The organism is Methylophaga sp. F7 (genome assembly GCF_056863975.1).
In genome coordinates, this window is record NZ_CM166511.1 from 2,353,334 (window position 1) to 2,369,630 (window position 16,297).

The following is a 16,297-nucleotide window of genomic DNA, read 5'->3' on the forward strand; positions in this document are numbered from 1 at the left end:
CTTCCTAATTTTGAACTGCAGCCTGACAGATTTTTACAAATTCATCGGCATCTCTAGAGCCGCCGCCGATTAATCCACCATCAATATCGGGCTTGGCAAATAATGGAGCAGCATTATTACCTTTTACGCTGCCGCCGTAAAGTATTCTGAGTGATGCGGCAATATTCGCATCATGTTTTGCCACCCGCTGACGCATGAACGAATGTACATCCTGCGCCCATTCCGGGCTGGCTGTCTTACCTGTTCCGATTGCCCAGACAGGTTCATATGCCAATACCACTTTTGACAGCGCTTTGACCCCTTGTTGCGCAATCACTATATCCATCAAGCGTGCCACCATTTCTTCGGTGCGGCCCATGGAGTGTTCTTCCGGGCTTTCACCAATACAGATAATGGGGGTAATGCCATGCTTGACGGACATTTCATATTTTTCTGCGATGATATGATCAAGAAAAACCTGATCCAGATTTAGCTCTGCATACAGGCAACGTCGTTCGGAATGACCAATCAACACATACTGACAACTAAAGTCATGCAACATTGCCGCTGAAATTTCACCGGTATAAGCACCAGAATCAAATTGCGACACATTTTGCGTCCCCCAATACATTCCTGTACCGGATAAAGCAGACTGAACCTGTTGTATATATAGTGCAGGAGGGAATAAAGCGACATCAACTGAAGCAAAGGAGTCTCTTTGCGCCAGTATCGCATCAAGCAACAATTTGTTGCTTGCGCTAGAGCCGTTCATTTTCCAGTTACCAGCGACCAGCGGTTTGCGCACAGACACCTACTCTCAATAAGAATTAATTATAAAGGGTACCGACAGACCGAAGATAAAGCAATGTCCTCTCCGCTCACTCTGTTGGCATAGAATTACTTATCTAACGTTGTAATATTATCTCAATTTGTTCGGCCAGAGACTTGGCTAACTGGTTAGTGCGGGTTGCATCGTGCCCCTCAACCATTACTCTTATAACCGGTTCTGTTCCGGAGGCTCTCAGCAGCACTCGCCCTTCCTGACCAAGTGTTTTCTCCACTTCTTCTACAGCCGCTTGAATTTCCGGATAATCCCGTAAATTAACCAGTTTATCAATACGTACATTAACAAGACGTTGTGGATATTTTATGACAGCAGAGCACAGTTCATGCAGGCTGCTACCCGTTTGCTGGATTTCAGCCAGTACCTGCAATGCTGCAACAATACCATCCCCCGTGCTGGTTTTATCCAGACAGATAATATGTCCTGAGGCCTCGCCACCAATCAGTCCTTCAACCTGTTGCAGCTTCTCCATCACATAACGATCACCGACATTTGCCCGATGCAGAATAATGTCGTGTTTTTCCAAGGCATGTTGCAATCCCAGATTCGACATCTGTGTACCGACCACATGGCCTCTATCCAGACCAACACGTTGTCTTCCACGGGCAATGATAAACAGAATATCATCACCATCTACCAGCTCGCCCTGATGATCCACCATGATAAGGCGGTCACCATCGCCATCCAGAGCAATACCCAAATCAGCTTTATGCTCGAGAACGCTGGCTTGCAGTAATCGCGGTTCAGTCGAACCACAATTCTGATTGATATTCAGACCATCCGGCTCGGCGCCCATCAAAATGACTTCGGCACCCAGTTCACGGAATACGTTTGGTGCGATGTGATAAGTGGCACCATGAGCGCAATCCACCACAATTTTCAGATTGGATAAATCAACCCCAGTCGAAATGGTGCTTTTACAAAACTCAATATAACGTCCTGCAGCATCAGCAATACGGTGGGCCTTGCCTAAATAGGCAGAATCAACCGTTCTAATCGGCTGGTCAAGCATTGCCTCAATCGCCAGTTCAACTGAATCCGGCAACTTGGTTCCCTTATCAGAGAAGAATTTAATGCCATTATCATGATAGGGATTATGCGAGGCACTGATTACAATGCCTGCCTGGGCATGAAATGTGCGGGTTAGATAAGCTACTGCGGGGGTTGGCATTGGCCCCATTAAATATACATCTACACCAGCGGCTGAAAGGCCTGCCTGTAATGCGGATTCAAACATATAACCGGATATTCTGGTGTCTTTACCGATCAAAACCTTGCTGTTACGTTCCTTCGCCAACACACGTCCAATCGCCCACCCGAGTTTCAATACAAAGTCAGGTGTAATGGCGCCATCGCCTACTCTTCCTCTGATGCCATCAGTACCAAAATAACGTCGTTTTTGTTCAGTCAAAATCGTTAACCTGCATTACATGTTCACACAATCGGACTGCCTGTACGGTCTCCCGGACATCATGACTGCGTATGATTTTTGCGCCTTGCCATATCGCTATCGATGCCAGAGCCAGGCTTCCCGCCAATCGTTCTTCAACCGATATATTGAGCATCGCACCGATAATGGATTTTCGTGAAACGCCGACCAGGACAGGCAGATCCGATTCCGTTATCACCGATAAATGCTTCATTAATCGCAGATTATGACGGGCATTTTTACCAAAGCCAAATCCCGGGTCCAGAATAATCTTTGAACGCGAAATTCCCGCTGCTTCACAGGCAGCAACCCGCTCAGACAGAAATTCATTTACTTCACTGACCACATCGGAATAGTGGGGCTGTTGTTGCATGGTTTGAGGTGAGCCCTGCATATGCATCAGGCACACCGGAACACCCAGTTCAGCGGCTGCCTGTAATGCCCCTTCACTACGTAACGCATTTACATCGTTTATCAGGCTCGCCCCAGCCGCTACTGCAGCACGCATAACTTCAGCTTTCATGGTATCGATAGAAATAACCACATCAAGCTCAGCATGAATAGCTTCTATTGCAGGCACCACTCGGCGAATTTCTTCTTCAACACCAACAGGTTCAGAGCCGGGACGAGTCGATTCGCCACCAATATCAATAATAGTAGCGCCATCAGCAACCAGTTTTCGAGCTTGTTCGAGGGCTTTATCAGCCGAAAAAACGCCCGCCATCCGAAAAGGAGTCGGGCGTTACATTGACGATGCCCATAACGTGCGGAGCGGACAAATCCAGAGATTTGCCCGCAAAATCCATCATCATGATTTAACTTTTCTCAGTTTAATTGATCAGCAGGTTTGCCTGTAGGTTCCGGGCCATCTTCATCTGCTTTAGCGGATGGTGGTGGAGTCGATGATTTATCATCCCAACCCTTAGGTGCACCTGGTTCACGTCCTTCCATGATCGCATCGATCTGATCGCTATCAATCGTTTCGTATTTGATCAGAAGTTTTGCCATGGTGTGCAATTTATCAGCATTTTCGGTCAGAATATTTTTGGCACGATCATAATTCCTGGTAATCAATGCACGAACATCTTCATCAATCTGTTTAGCTGTCAAATCAGATACTGACTTGTGCTGGGTAACACTGCGACCCAGAAAAACTTCGCCTTCTTCTTCACCATAAGATAAAGGCCCCATATTGTCCGATAGTCCCCATTTGGTGACCATATTGTGTGCCAGTTCTGTTGCCCGCTGAATATCATTTGAGGCACCAGTAGTCACTGCTTCAGCACCAAAAATCATTTCTTCAGCCAGTCGACCGCCATACAGGCTTGAAATCTGACTTTCCAATTGTTGTTTGGTGTAACTGTATCTGTCTTCGATTGGTAAAAACATCGTTACACCCAGCGCACGACCACGAGGGATGATACTCACTTTATACACTGGATCGTGGCCCGGTACACTGCGCCCAACAATGGCGTGACCGGCTTCATGATAGGCCGTCAGTTCTTTTTCTTTATCACTCATGACCATTGAGCGACGTTCAGCACCCATCATGATTTTATCTTTGGCTAACTCCAAATCCACCATTGATACCAGGCGTTTGTTGGTGCGGGCCGCAAATAAAGCAGCTTCATTCACCAGATTGGCAAGGTCAGCACCTGAAAAGCCTGGAGTTCCACGTGCAATTACACTTGGATCAACATCTTCATCAGCGGGCACTTTACCCATATGAACTTTCAGAATCTGTTCACGTCCACGAATATCCGGTAATGGCACTACTACCTGTCTGTCAAAGCGCCCCGGACGCAATAAAGCGGGATCAAGTACGTCAGGACGGTTGGTGGCGGCAATAATAATGACGCCTTCATTACCTTCAAAACCATCCATCTCAACCAACAACTGATTCAGTGTCTGCTCACGTTCGTCATTACCACCGCCCATACCGGCACCACGGTGACGACCGACGGCATCAATCTCATCGATAAAGATAATACATGGTGCATGTTTTTTTGCTTGTTCAAACATGTCACGAACACGTGATGCACCGACACCAACAAACATTTCAACGAAATCAGAACCCGAAATAGTAAAGAAAGGTACTTTCGCTTCACCGGCAATCGCTTTGGCTAATAATGTTTTACCAGTACCTGGCGAACCAACCATCAGAATACCGCGTGGAATGCGTCCACCCAGCTTCTGGAATTTGCCTGGATCACGCAAGAAGTCGACTAATTCATGAACTTCTTCTTTAGCTTCCTCGACGCCAGCAACATCTTTGAAGGTCACTTTAACCTGATCTTCATTCAACATGCGGGCTTTGCTTTTGCCAAAAGACATGGGGTTTTTACCACCGCCACCTTGCATCTGACGCATGAAGAAAATCCACACACCAATCAGTAACAACATTGGGAACCATGAAATAAATATCTGCATCAGCAGACCGGTTTTTTCTGCTGGTTCAGCTTTGATAGCCACGCCGTTATCCAGCAAATCACCAATCAGGCCTGGATCGTAATCTGGACTGTAGGTAGTAAAGTTACTGCCATCCGATAATTTGCCGGTGATCGTCCGACCCTGGATATCCACACTGGAGACCCCGCCATTTTTCACACTGCTGATAAAGGTCGAGTAATCCATTTCGCTCTGCTTGCTTTGCTGCGGACCGAAATTGTTAAATACCGACATCAATACCATCGCGATGACGACCCATAAAACAATATTTTTCATCATGTCACTCAATGTTTGTTACCCCTAGTAACGTTAGTCTTTTTACTGTCATTTCAGTCCACGTCCGAGTAGATATACCTCACGGCTGCGAGCACGTGAAGCATCAGGTTTACGGGTTGTCACTTTATTAAAATGTGACCGCATAGACTTCAAAAATTCATCAAAGCCTTCGCCCTGAAAAACTTTGACCAGAAAATCACCCTGTTTACTCAAGTTATTAATAGCAAAATCCAATGCCAGTTCGACAAGATACATACTACCCGGCTGATCGATTGCGCCTACACCTGTCATATTGGGGGCCATATCCGATAATACAAGGTCTATTGATTGTCCGGCCAATACTTCATTCAGTTTTTCGAGTACATGATCCTCACGAAAATCACCCTCAATGAAATGTACTCCAGTCAGAGGTGTCATCGGTAAAATGTCCAATGCAATAACTTTACCTTTGTCACCGACCCGATGCAAAGCATAATCAGACCATCCCCCAGGCGCCGAACCAAGATCGACCACCGACATGCCGTTGCGAATTAATTTATCTTTCTGATCGATTTCTTCCAGTTTGAAGGTTGCTCTGGAACGGTAACCTTTCTGCTGTGCTTTTTTGACATAAGGATCGTCAAAATGTTCTTTAAGCCAATTTGTGCTGGATTTACTGCGCGCCATTTCAATTCTTCTCTGCCACGTGGATTTTGTCAGTACTCAGTACTAACAATAATCCGGCAATACTCAACATCAGATACAGATTCTGACTCAGCATATGTAACCATTCAAAGCGCTCGGCGAGATTGGTCTCTAAACGCCAGTTATCGACCGTTTTTATGCTGGCCATCTCAGGCTGTATATACATGCTGAATATCAAGGTAATCACCAACATGGCCATCAAAATCCAGAAACGCCAGGAATGTATTGCCCGGCCACGCTGAATAATTATTTTGCCCAGAAGAATCAGCGTACCACTGATTATGCCAATAACATTCACTGCAAAAAACAGTTTGGCCGCATAATCTGCGGCCACCAATGTCTCAAGGCTGATAAAAGCCAGCGGAACAGCAAGATAACCGACTGACCATAAAGCGCCTACCCACAGTGTCAGTAATAAGCGTTCGCCAATAGTTTCAGAACGATTCAACCGTTAGCCCAGATAATGAATGCCGGTAATTTCATATTCGATTGCACCACCCGGCGCCTGGACAGTTGCTACATCGTCAATTTCCTTGCCGATCAATGCCCGTGCAATAGGTGAAGAAATTGAGATACGGTTCAATTTAATATCGGATTCATAATCGCCCACGATCTGATACTGCTTTTCTTCATCAGTATCGATATTCAGCAAATCGACCGTAACACCAAACACAACACGGCCATCTTTAGGCAACGAAGTGGGATCAATTATCTGACAATCCGCCAAAGTCGATTCAAGTTCCTGAATACGGCCCTCAATAAAACTTTGCTGTTCACGGGCTGCATGGTATTCAGCATTTTCTTTTAAATCGCCATGCGCACGGGCTTCAGAAATCGCATCCACCACGGCTGGACGTTTAACGGTTTTCAGTTCATGTAATTCAGTTTTCAGTGCCTGAGCACCGCGTTCTGTTATTGGTACGGCCATTAATTCAATTCTCCATGTAATGACTGTAAACGATTCACCGAAACACTGTCTTCGCAATGCAGGGCCAGAATTGTGGCACGAGCAGCGGCTAATGTTGTGGTGTAGTTCACCTGATGTTGCAATGCAGCGCGGCGTATTTCTCTTGAATCCGCAACGGCCTGACGACCTTCTGTTGTATTCACAATCAGGGCAATTTCATCGTTTTTAATCATATCCACAATATGCGGCTGACCTTCTGCGACTTTTTTAACTCGCTCACAGGGCACATCGGCCTCCATCAGCGTTTGTTGTGTGCCTCGCGTGGCCAGCAACGAGAAACCCAAGCCTAACAAATCTTTGGCAATCTTGATAACCGATTGTTTGTCGGCATCACGCACTGAGATAAAGGCTTTACCTCCAACCGGCAGACTCACCGATGCCGCTAACTGGGATTTGGCAAAAGCCTCACCGAAAGTACGGCCCACGCCCATTACTTCACCAGTGGATTTCATTTCCGGTCCAAGAATCGGATCCACACCCTGGAACTTGATGAATGGGAACACCGCTTCTTTAACCGAATAGTAAGACGGAATCACTTCTTTAGTTACACCCTGCTCTGCCAGGCTCATACCGGCCATACAGCGTGCAGCAACTTTAGCCAGCGGTACACCAATCGATTTAGATACATATGGCACGGTACGTGATGCGCGTGGGTTCACTTCCAGAATAAATATACGGTCACCCTGAATGGCAAACTGGGTATTCATAAGTCCCACTACGCCCAGTTCAAGTGCCATCTGTTTCACCTGTACCCGTAACTGATCCATTACTTCCTGACTCAGACTGTAAGGGGGTAAGGCGCAGGCAGAGTCACCGGAATGAACACCAGCCTGTTCGATATGTTCCATAATGCCGCCGATAAGCACTTCCTTACCGTCACAAATTGCATCGACATCGACCTCAATGGCGTCATCCAGGAAACGATCCAGTAATACCGGAGAATCATTGGAAACCGATACCGCAGTCAGCATATAACGTTGTAACTCTTCTTCGTTATAAACGATTTCCATTGCACGGCCACCCAATACATAAGATGGACGAACCACTAATGGATAACCGATTTCTGCCGCCAGTGACACAGCGGTATCAACTGAATGTGCCAAACGATTTGGCGGTTGCAGCAAGCCGAGTTTTTCGACCATTTGCTGGAACCGTTCGCGATCTTCTGCATGGTCAATGGCATCCGGCGAAGTACCAATAATTGGCACACCGGCAGCTTCAAGTGCACGCGCCAGTTTCAATGGTGTCTGACCACCGAACTGGACGATCACGCCTTTAGGTTTTTCCAGCGCAACAATTTCCAGTACGTCTTCCAGCGTCAGTGACTCAAAATATAGTCGATCCGATGTGTCGTAATCGGTGGAAACGGTTTCTGGATTACAGTTGACCATAATGGTTTCGTAACCATCTTCGCGTAATGCCAGAGCGGCGTGAACACAACAATAATCAAACTCAATACCCTGACCAATACGGTTAGGACCACCACCTAAAATCATGATTTTGTCACGATCAGTCGGATTGGCTTCGCACTCTTCGTCATAGGTTGAGTACATATAGGCAGTAGAGGTTGAAAATTCAGCTGCACAGGTATCAACCCGTTTATACACCGGACGAACTCCCAATGCATGACGATGGCTGCGAAATTGTTTTTCAGTTTTGTGTAACAATTTTGCCAGTCGTGAATCAGCGAAACCTTTGCGCTTCAACGCGCGCATTTCAGCTTCATCAATATCGTTTAACGAACGCTCTTTAAGCTGATTTTCAATTTCCACCAGCTCCTGAATCTGTATCAGGAACCACGGATCAATATGTGTTAGCTGCTGAACTTCGTCAAAGCCCATTCCATAACGGAAAGCATCACCTACGTACCAAAGACGATCGGAGCCAGGCAAACTTAATTCACGGCGTAATACTTCAGCGGTATTTTCGGCTTTCAGATCCAGAATTTCGTTAAATCCATCCCGATCTGTTTCAAGACCACGTAATGCTTTCTGTAAAGACTCCTGGAAATTACGACCAATGGCCATCACTTCACCGACAGATTTCATCTGAGTGCTCAGACGGTTATCCGCCAACGGGAATTTTTCAAAGGTAAAACGTGGGATTTTAGTGACAACATAATCAATAGTCGGTTCAAATGACGTTGGTGTCGCATTGCCGGTAATTTCGTTCTGTAATTCATCCAGTGTGTAACCCACTGCCAGTTTGGCGGCGACTTTGGCAATTGGAAAACCGGTGGCTTTCGAAGCCAAAGCCGATGAGCGTGACACCCGTGGATTCATTTCGATAATGATCAAACGTCCGGTTTCCGGGTTTACCGCAAACTGCACGTTCGAACCACCGGTTTCCACGCCAATCTCACGCAAAACTGCCAGCGAGGCATTACGCATGATTTGGTATTCTTTATCGGTCAGCGTCTGGGCAGGTGCCACAGTGATTGAGTCACCAGTATGCACGCCCATTGCATCAAAGTTTTCAATGGAACAGATAATGATGGCGTTATCTTTTTTGTCACGCACCACTTCCATTTCGTATTCTTTCCAGCCGATGATTGACTCTTCAATCAGCAATTCTGAGGTCGGGCTGAGATATAAGCCACGCTGGCAGATATCGACAAAGTCTTCACGGTTATAGGCAATTCCGCCACCGCTGCCGCCCATGGTAAATGACGGCCGGATAATGACCGGGAAACCAAATTTCTGTTGAACTTCAAGCGCTTCATCAAGGGAGTGCGCAATATCCGATTGCGGCATATCCAGACCAATTTTACGCATCGCCGCGCGGAACAAATCGCGATCTTCGGCCTTATTTATGGCTTCACTGTCAGCACCGATCATCTCGACGCCATATTTTTCCAAAACGCCATGTTTTTCCAGTGCCAATGCACAGTTCAACGCGGTTTGGCCTCCCATGGTTGGCAATATCGCATCGGGACGTTCAACTTCAATAACCTTGCTGACTGCTTCCCAGGTAACTGGCTCAATATATGTCGCATCAGCCATATTTGGGTCAGTCATGATAGTGGCCGGGTTGGAATTGACCAGAATGACGCGATAACCTTCTTCTCGCAGGGCTTTACAAGCCTGTGCGCCAGAATAATCAAATTCGCAGGCCTGACCGATAACAATCGGACCAGCACCCAGAATCAGAATGCTTTGAATATCAGTACGTTTAGCCATTATGTGTTATTTACCTGTCGCTTGTTCGAGTAGGTCGATAAAGTGATCGAATAGAGGTGATGCATCCTGTGGACCAGGGCTGGCTTCCGGATGTCCCTGGAAGCTGAAAGCCGGTTTGGTTTTATGATGAATACCCTGCAATGTTCCATCAAATAAAGAACGATGAGTGGTTTCAACGGTGTCAGGCAAAGTGGATTCATCTACAGCAAAACTGTGATTCTGACTGGTAATCATCACCAGACCTGCCAGCAATTCCTGAACCGGATGATTCGCCCCATGATGACCGAATTTCATTTTTTCGGTTTTGGCACCACAGGCCAATGCCAGTAATTGATGTCCCAGACAGATACCAAAAATCGGCATCTCTTTATCGAGGAAATACTGAATCGCCTTAATCGCATAATCACAAGGTTCTGGATCACCCGGGCCATTGGCCAGGAAAATACCATCAGGATTCAACTTCATGACTTCTTCAGCAGGCATTTGTGCGGGCACTACTGTCAATTTGCAGCCACGTTCGGTAAGCATACGCATGATGTTTTTCTTGATGCCATAATCATAGGCAACCACATGAAAACGCGGCTCGGCTTTACGAGACTGGTTGTCGATGTGCCAGATACCATCAGTCCACTCATAAGCCTGTTTGGTTGAAACTTCTTTGGCCAGATCCATGCCTTTCAAACCAGCAAAGGCTTTGGCCGCAGCAATTGCCGCATCAACATCAATATTATCGCCAGCAACGATGCAGCCTTTTTGCGCACCTTTTTCCCGTAACAGACGGGTCAGCCGCCGGGTATCAATACCAGCCAGTCCGACTACATTCTGGCGCTCAAGATATTTATCCAAAGCTTCTTCACCACGCCAGCTGGACATGACCGGTGAAAGTTCGCGAATGATTAAACCACTGGCATACACCTGGTCAGATTCTTCATCGTCTTTATTGACGCCAACGTTACCGATATGCGGATAAGTCAGGGTGACGATTTGGCGGCAATACGACGGGTCGGTAATAATTTCCTGATAACCTGTCATCGCGGTGTTGAAGACCACTTCACCAACTGACTGGCCCACAGCACCGATTGATTCGCCGTGAAAGACCGTGCCATCTTCAAGAGCAAGTAGCGCAGTTGTACGCAAGGGGAACCTCCACCAGATAAAAAAGGAACAGGGGACGACGTTCTCCCCGGACAAAATCTTTGCAATTTTAGCCTATCTGCAGCCTATGCGTCCACGCTAAAAACGATGACAAGTTACCTTGCCAGCGGTAGTATGAAGCGCAGCTTATTTACCTGGCAGAACTTATGACCCAACAGTATTTTAATTTTTCCGCTTTTCCACAACAAAGACCCCGCCGTTTGCGCAAAGATGACTTTTCCCGGCGACTGGTTCGAGAGCATCAGCTCACTGTCGATGATCTGATTTATCCCTGCTTTGTACTCGAAGGCAAAAATCAACGAGAAAAAGTCACTTCAATGCCTGGGGTGGAGAGATTGAGCATTGATTTGCTGCTTCAGGAAGCTGAAATCATTCACAAATTGGGCATCCCGATGATGGCATTGTTTCCAGTGACCCCATTGGAGCAGAAGTCACTGGATGCTGCAGAAGCGTTTAATCCCGATGGTCTGGCGCAACGCGCTGTCAGAGCCTTAAAAAAAGCCTTCCCCGATTTGGGGGTAATGACTGATGTTGCTCTGGATCCTTTTACCACTCACGGTCAGGATGGTCTGATTGATGACAACGCCTATATTATTAATGATGAAACGGTGGAAGTATTAATCAAACAGGCGTTATCTCATGCCGAGGCAGGAGCCGATGTAGTCGCTCCCTCCGATATGATGGATGGACGTATTGGCGCGATACGTAACGCGCTGGAAAATGCCGGGCACATACATACTCGTATCATGGCTTACTCCGCTAAATATGCCTCCAGTTTTTATGGACCATTTCGCGATGCTGTGGGCAGTGCAGGGAATTTAGCCGGTGGCAATAAATTCAGTTATCAGATGGATCCAGCCAATTCTGATGAGGCTTTACATGAAGTCGCATTGGATATTCAGGAAGGTGCTGATATGGTGATGGTTAAACCCGGCATGCCCTATCTTGATGTCTTGTACCGGGTGAAAAAGACTTTCCAGAAACCCACTTTTGTTTATCAGGTCAGTGGTGAATATGCGATGCTCAAGGCAGCAACGTTGAAAGGCTGGCTCAGTGAAGAAGTTATTATGGAAAGCCTGCTGGCATTTAAACGTGCGGGTGCCGACGGTATCCTCACCTATTTCGCTAAAGATATTGCACAACAGTTACAGCGCTAAATCATGACAGATAAATACGCCGTGATCGGTAACCCGATCCACCATAGTATATCCCCGCTGATTCATGCCTCGTTTGCCAGACAAACCGGTGAGGATATTGAATATACAGCGATTGAAGTACAGTTGGACGGACTGCATGACAGTCTTCAACAGCTTCGCGACGTGCTTAAGTTAAAAGGCATCAATGTAACGGTGCCATTCAAAGAGCAGGTCTGGGAGATAACCCAGCAAAAATCTGCCCGGGCCGAATTGGCTGGAGCAGTTAATACCGTTGTATTCAATAGTGATGGCAGCTTGTTTGGTGACAATACAGATGGCATTGGTCTTTGCCGTGATTTAGCGGTCAATCATCAGGTTGAGCTTACCGGCAAAAGAATTTTATTACTTGGAGCCGGTGGCGCTTCACGTGGCGTGATCGCGCCCCTACTTGAATACAAACCGCTCGGAATATTTATTGCCAACCGAACAGCTTCAAAATCCATTCACCTTGCCGAGCTGTTTGCCCATCTGGGCAATGTTCATGGCGGTGGATTTGATGACATTGACGGTGAATTTGATGTGGTGATTAATGCCACCGCAGCCAGTTTACAGGGTGAAGTACCTCCTTTGCCTGATACGGTGCTGGCAAGTGGCGCCTGCTGTTATGACATGATGTACAGCGAAGCTGATACAGCATTTATCAAATGGGCTAAAACACATAATGCAGCCAAGACAATTGATGGTATGGGCATGCTGGTTGAACAGGCCGCAGAAGCCTTTTATATCTGGCGTGGTGTGCGCCCGCAAACAGCTTCAGTAATTTCACTGCTTCAAAAGAAATCCTGAACAACGCCCATAAAAACCTCATCCTGCATTCATTGTCAGGATGAGGTAAGTAATTTTATTCAAGGCTTGTTACGGTTTTCAGAGTCGGCCATTTTCTGCTTCAGCTGCTGTTTTTGTTCTGCTGTTAGCACATTGAAAATCGCATTATTCAATTTAGCTTTTTTAGCTAATCTGTCGGCATGAGATTCTGTGGCTTCATTGATTATGGCTTCTAGCTTGTTTTGATCCAGACGATCATTAAAAGCCAATTGGTTTAATTTCTTGCGCAGCTCCCAGTGCGACTTCATATCATTTCTTTTATCAGTTTGCTGAGCCTCAACTAATTTTTTGATTTCTGATTTTTGATCCTCGTTTAAATCAATGCCTTGCAACATAAGAGGGATACCATCATGTTCACCGTGCATTTTCTTCATATCGCTGTATTTACTGCCTTCACCACAGCTTTTATGTTTATCGGCCATGGCAGGTACTGCTAAAAATAAAGCTGGAATCAAACTGAGCGCCATTAATTTGCTACGCATAGGTATTCTCCTAAAAAGGTTATTTTTTAACGAAATACTGTCGTTCGACAGGTTGCAGACAGTATTGATGGATTAACTGTTAATGACTGTTTTGATATGTAAATTCAGGTAAAACACTGATTTACAATTAGCTGATTAATATTTGCGGACGTATCATTACTTTAAAAAAATAACAGGACATCTCTGTGAGCAAAGTATTAATTATTGATGATGATGTGATTCTTTCTGGTCTATTTCAAGACTATCTGGAGGAAGAGAAGTTTCAGGTTCGCACTGCAGATACAGCAACAGAAGGCCTGCAGCTTGCCTTGCAGGGAGATTTCGATATTGTGATTCTGGATGTGATGTTGCCTGATATGAGTGGCACTGAAGTATTAAAACTCATCCGTCAGCAAAGTCATGTGCCCATTTTAATGTTTACCGCAAAGGGTGACGATGTTGATCGCATCATGGGACTGGAATCTGGGGCCGATGACTATGTACCTAAACCCTGTACTCCCAGAGAATTAATTGCTCGAATCAAAGCTATTTTGCGGCGCAGTGAAATCACCCGACAGCAGCAACAGGATGAAACCGTTATTCAAACGGGTCCGTTACAACTCTGGCCTCAACAACGTAAAGCCTTATGGTTTGATACCGCGCTGGAACTGACCAGCACCGAATTCAGCCTGTTGGAATCCCTTGCAAGAAATGCCGGTCAGGTCGTCAGTAAAAATGCATTATCAGAAGCAGCATTAGGCCGGCCGCTGGCACGCTTTGATCGCAGTATTGATGTGCATATGAGCAGTATTCGGCACAAGCTGGGAGAACAACAGGATGGTCATTCTTATATTCAGACAGTCCGCGGTAAAGGTTATCAGTTGATTAAGTAATGCGAAGTTTATTCTGGAAATTCTTTTTCGCTTTTTTACTGGCTTTATTACTGACGAGTATTGGTGTCGCCAGTGGCATGTGGCTACGCCATAATGCTGAACGTCAGTCCTTCGAGGCAATTCCAGTGCAAATGGGCTGGAAAGCTACTGACCTTGTCGACAGTGCGGCTGATATAGCGCGTTATGCCGGTATTGAGCCGCTAAAAAAGTACCTCCATGAACAACATCGTAATGGCATTAAGCTTTTCGCCGTTAATCAGGATAATCAGGATATTCTGCAACGGAATATTGATCCGCAATTACTGGCAACGACGAGACAATTATTATTTGAAAATCAAAGAATACGCTCTGTCCAACAAGTAATTTTGGAAGATGGCAGAGCCTTGCTGTTATTTATCCCCTCCCCTGAAAAACTCGTCCAGAAGCTGGATCGGCCCAAACCTCCTAAACCACCACTCTTATTATTACTGGGCATGTGGTTGATGTCGGGATTATTATTCAGTGCTTTACTGGCCTGGTGGTTTACCAAACCCATCCGTATTCTAAAGAAAGCCTTTAATGATGTTGCAGATGGCAAACTGGATACCCGAATTAGCCCGGCTATGGGAAAACGTCGTGATGAATTGGCTGAACTGGGGCAGAATTTTGATTATATGACCGGGCGCATAAGCCAGTTGCTGAATGCACAGAAACGATTACTCCACGACGTTTCTCATGAGTTACGTTCACCCTTGGCACGGATGCAGGCTGCGATTGGTTTGGCACAGCAAAGTCCGGATAAAACCGCAAAAATGCTGGATCGGGTTGAACGTGAATCCGAGCGTATCGATCATCTCATCGGTGAGTTGCTGAATTTATCTCGTCTGGAAAATCCGACAACTGAAAATGATGAAAGACAACTTTTCGATCTAACAGAAATGCTGCTGGATATTGTGGAGGACGCTCGTTTTGAAGCCCAGAATAAACATGTTCAGATAACGCACAATACTTTTGAGCAAATCAGTCTGTTTGCACGCCCTGAGCTTATTCATAGTGCTATTGAAAATGTTTTGCGCAATGCGATTAAGTATTCACCTGAGAATGGAGTGATCCAACTAACCACTGAAAAATTAGCCGGCCATTGGCAAATCACTATAGAAGATCAGGGTCCGGGAATTGCTGAACAGGATTTACAGCAAATTTTTCAGCCGTTCTTTCGCAGTCGTGACAACCACCAGCAAGATGGTATCGGTCTGGGGCTGACCATTGCTCATCGTGCTATTGAAATCCACGGCGGAGAGATTATTGCAACAAACAGACCGGAAGGCGGACTTAATATTTCAATCTTGCTTCCGGTCTGATTACTGATTTATCTAGTTGACGGAGATTAATCCGTTACACCGCAGGCGACTCGGGCACCGCCACCACCTAAGGGTTTAGGATGATCAGAGTGATTGTCACCACCAGCATGAATCATTAATGAACGCCCTTGTAAATCTTTAAGCGTCAAGCGTGGTGCAAGCACTGGATGAGTTGCTGTTCCATCATCGGCTACATACAACGGTGGCAAGTCACCGGCATGACCGCTGCCCCAAGGGGTGTCGTGCTTACCAGTATCGTAGGGATCATAATGACCACCAGCGGCTAATGCAGGCACCATTTCACCGTCTTTTTCAGCGGCATCACAGCTTGGATTCTGATGCACATGAAAGCCATGCAAACCGGGTGTTAACGATTTTAAATCCGGGGTAAAAACCAGACCAAATGCTGATTGATGTACTGCTACGGTTCCCAGGCTTTTGCCGGTTCCCTGTTTGTCCACTTCATAAAGCTCGATCTGTGTATCAGCAAGTGCTACTGAAGATGTCAGCGCAATCATTATGCTCGTCAATAGTTTCATAATCCCTCCAAAAAATAGTGTGACGCTTAATCGGACTCGCTCGAGACCATGGAGTTTCAATGATCAAACCAGCTCAGCCAGC

General features: G+C 46.2%; 15 protein-coding genes. 4 read left to right on the forward strand and 11 right to left on the reverse strand.

The features are described 5' to 3' along the window. Positions 1 to 4: 4 nt before the first annotated feature. From tpiA to carA, 9 genes are all read right to left on the reverse strand, one after another. Complete coding sequence (tpiA, locus tag AC08OG_RS11785) at positions 5 to 784, reverse strand: triose-phosphate isomerase (RefSeq protein WP_292353702.1); 780 nt, start codon at positions 782 to 784, stop codon at positions 5 to 7. 100 nt (positions 785 to 884) lie between these two features. Beyond that, positions 885 to 2,234: a phosphoglucosamine mutase gene (gene glmM, locus AC08OG_RS11790; protein WP_292400026.1), complete on the reverse strand. Its 1,350-nt coding sequence runs from the start codon at positions 2,232 to 2,234 to the stop codon at positions 885 to 887. Then, a complete protein-coding gene (folP, locus tag AC08OG_RS11795; RefSeq protein WP_482929589.1) occupies positions 2,227 to 2,976 on the reverse strand; it encodes a dihydropteroate synthase in 750 nt (249 codons plus the stop codon). The genes glmM and folP overlap by 8 nt, the downstream gene beginning before the upstream one ends. Before the next feature lie 101 nt (positions 2,977 to 3,077). Continuing rightward, positions 3,078 to 4,979 carry an ATP-dependent zinc metalloprotease FtsH gene (gene ftsH / locus AC08OG_RS11800; protein ID WP_292354101.1) on the reverse strand — a complete coding sequence of 634 codons (1,902 nt, stop codon included), beginning with the start codon at positions 4,977 to 4,979 and terminating at the stop codon, positions 3,078 to 3,080. A 45-nt stretch (positions 4,980 to 5,024) separates the two neighbouring features. Then, on the reverse strand, positions 5,025 to 5,642 hold the full coding sequence (rlmE, locus tag AC08OG_RS11805; protein ID WP_292353699.1) for a 23S rRNA (uridine(2552)-2'-O)-methyltransferase RlmE: 618 nt from the start codon (positions 5,640 to 5,642) through the stop codon (positions 5,025 to 5,027). 1 nt (position 5,643) lies between these two features. After that, on the reverse strand, positions 5,644 to 6,108 hold the full coding sequence (locus AC08OG_RS11810) for a DUF4149 domain-containing protein (RefSeq protein WP_482929590.1): 465 nt from the start codon (positions 6,106 to 6,108) through the stop codon (positions 5,644 to 5,646). Between the two features lie 3 nt (positions 6,109 to 6,111). Beyond that, positions 6,112 to 6,588 (reverse strand): transcription elongation factor GreA, encoded by a 477-nt coding sequence (greA, locus tag AC08OG_RS11815; RefSeq protein ID WP_292353697.1) that lies wholly within the window; start codon positions 6,586 to 6,588, stop codon positions 6,112 to 6,114. Continuing rightward, positions 6,588 to 9,806: a carbamoyl-phosphate synthase large subunit gene (gene carB / locus AC08OG_RS11820; RefSeq protein WP_292400035.1), complete on the reverse strand. Its 3,219-nt coding sequence runs from the start codon at positions 9,804 to 9,806 to the stop codon at positions 6,588 to 6,590. The genes greA and carB overlap by 1 nt, the downstream gene beginning before the upstream one ends. A gap of 6 nt (positions 9,807 to 9,812) precedes the next feature. Next, on the reverse strand, positions 9,813 to 10,943 hold the full coding sequence (gene carA, locus AC08OG_RS11825) for a glutamine-hydrolyzing carbamoyl-phosphate synthase small subunit (RefSeq protein ID WP_292353695.1): 1,131 nt from the start codon (positions 10,941 to 10,943) through the stop codon (positions 9,813 to 9,815). Between the two features lie 164 nt (positions 10,944 to 11,107). Here carA and hemB point away from each other — a divergent pair, with 164 nt between their 5' ends. Beyond that, the gene (gene hemB / locus AC08OG_RS11830) at positions 11,108 to 12,118 is read left to right on the forward strand and encodes a porphobilinogen synthase (protein ID WP_292400038.1); all 1,011 of its coding nucleotides are present in this window, start codon (positions 11,108 to 11,110) and stop codon (positions 12,116 to 12,118) included. A gap of 3 nt (positions 12,119 to 12,121) precedes the next feature. Then, the gene (gene aroE, locus AC08OG_RS11835; RefSeq protein ID WP_482929591.1) at positions 12,122 to 12,943 is read left to right on the forward strand and encodes a shikimate dehydrogenase; all 822 of its coding nucleotides are present in this window, start codon (positions 12,122 to 12,124) and stop codon (positions 12,941 to 12,943) included. 59 nt (positions 12,944 to 13,002) lie between these two features. On the opposite strand, the gene AC08OG_RS11840 is transcribed toward aroE, so the two are convergent. Next, positions 13,003 to 13,404 (reverse strand): Spy/CpxP family protein refolding chaperone, encoded by a 402-nt coding sequence (locus AC08OG_RS11840; RefSeq protein WP_292353692.1) that lies wholly within the window; start codon positions 13,402 to 13,404, stop codon positions 13,003 to 13,005. A gap of 245 nt (positions 13,405 to 13,649) precedes the next feature. Here AC08OG_RS11840 and AC08OG_RS11845 point away from each other — a divergent pair, with 245 nt between their 5' ends. Together AC08OG_RS11845 and AC08OG_RS11850 are read left to right on the forward strand one after the other, a co-directional pair. Continuing rightward, positions 13,650 to 14,336, forward strand: coding sequence for a response regulator transcription factor (locus AC08OG_RS11845; protein WP_292353691.1), 687 nt, complete (start codon positions 13,650 to 13,652; stop codon positions 14,334 to 14,336). After that, positions 14,336 to 15,676, forward strand: a complete 1,341-nt coding sequence (locus AC08OG_RS11850; RefSeq protein ID WP_482929592.1) for a sensor histidine kinase — start codon at positions 14,336 to 14,338, stop codon at positions 15,674 to 15,676. The genes AC08OG_RS11845 and AC08OG_RS11850 overlap by 1 nt, the downstream gene beginning before the upstream one ends. 26 nt (positions 15,677 to 15,702) lie before the next feature. Here AC08OG_RS11850 and sodC read toward each other — a convergent pair whose 3' ends face one another. Beyond that, on the reverse strand, positions 15,703 to 16,215 hold the full coding sequence (sodC, locus tag AC08OG_RS11855; RefSeq protein WP_292400050.1) for a superoxide dismutase [Cu-Zn] SodC: 513 nt from the start codon (positions 16,213 to 16,215) through the stop codon (positions 15,703 to 15,705). Positions 16,216 to 16,297: the final 82 nt, after the last annotated feature.

Excerpts from the sequence above, each read along its gene's own strand:
- folP (WP_482929589.1), bottom strand. The coding sequence starts at position 2,976 with ATGGCGGGCGTTTTTTCGGCTGATAAAGCCCTCGAACAAGCTCGAAAA.
- ftsH (WP_292354101.1), bottom strand. The coding sequence starts at position 4,979 with ATGATGAAAAATATTGTTTTATGGGTCGTCATCGCGATGGTATTGATG.
- rlmE (WP_292353699.1), bottom strand. The coding sequence starts at position 5,642 with ATGGCGCGCAGTAAATCCAGCACAAATTGGCTTAAAGAACATTTTGAC.
- greA (WP_292353697.1), bottom strand. The coding sequence starts at position 6,588 with ATGGCCGTACCAATAACAGAACGCGGTGCTCAGGCACTGAAAACTGAA.
- carB (WP_292400035.1), bottom strand. The coding sequence starts at position 9,806 with ATGGCTAAACGTACTGATATTCAAAGCATTCTGATTCTGGGTGCTGGT.
- hemB (WP_292400038.1), top strand. The coding sequence starts at position 11,108 with ATGACCCAACAGTATTTTAATTTTTCCGCTTTTCCACAACAAAGACCC.
- aroE (WP_482929591.1), top strand. The coding sequence starts at position 12,122 with ATGACAGATAAATACGCCGTGATCGGTAACCCGATCCACCATAGTATA.
- AC08OG_RS11840 (WP_292353692.1), bottom strand. The coding sequence starts at position 13,404 with ATGGCCGATAAACATAAAAGCTGTGGTGAAGGCAGTAAATACAGCGAT.
- AC08OG_RS11850 (WP_482929592.1), top strand. The coding sequence starts at position 14,336 with ATGCGAAGTTTATTCTGGAAATTCTTTTTCGCTTTTTTACTGGCTTTA.
- sodC (WP_292400050.1), bottom strand. The coding sequence starts at position 16,215 with ATGAAACTATTGACGAGCATAATGATTGCGCTGACATCTTCAGTAGCA.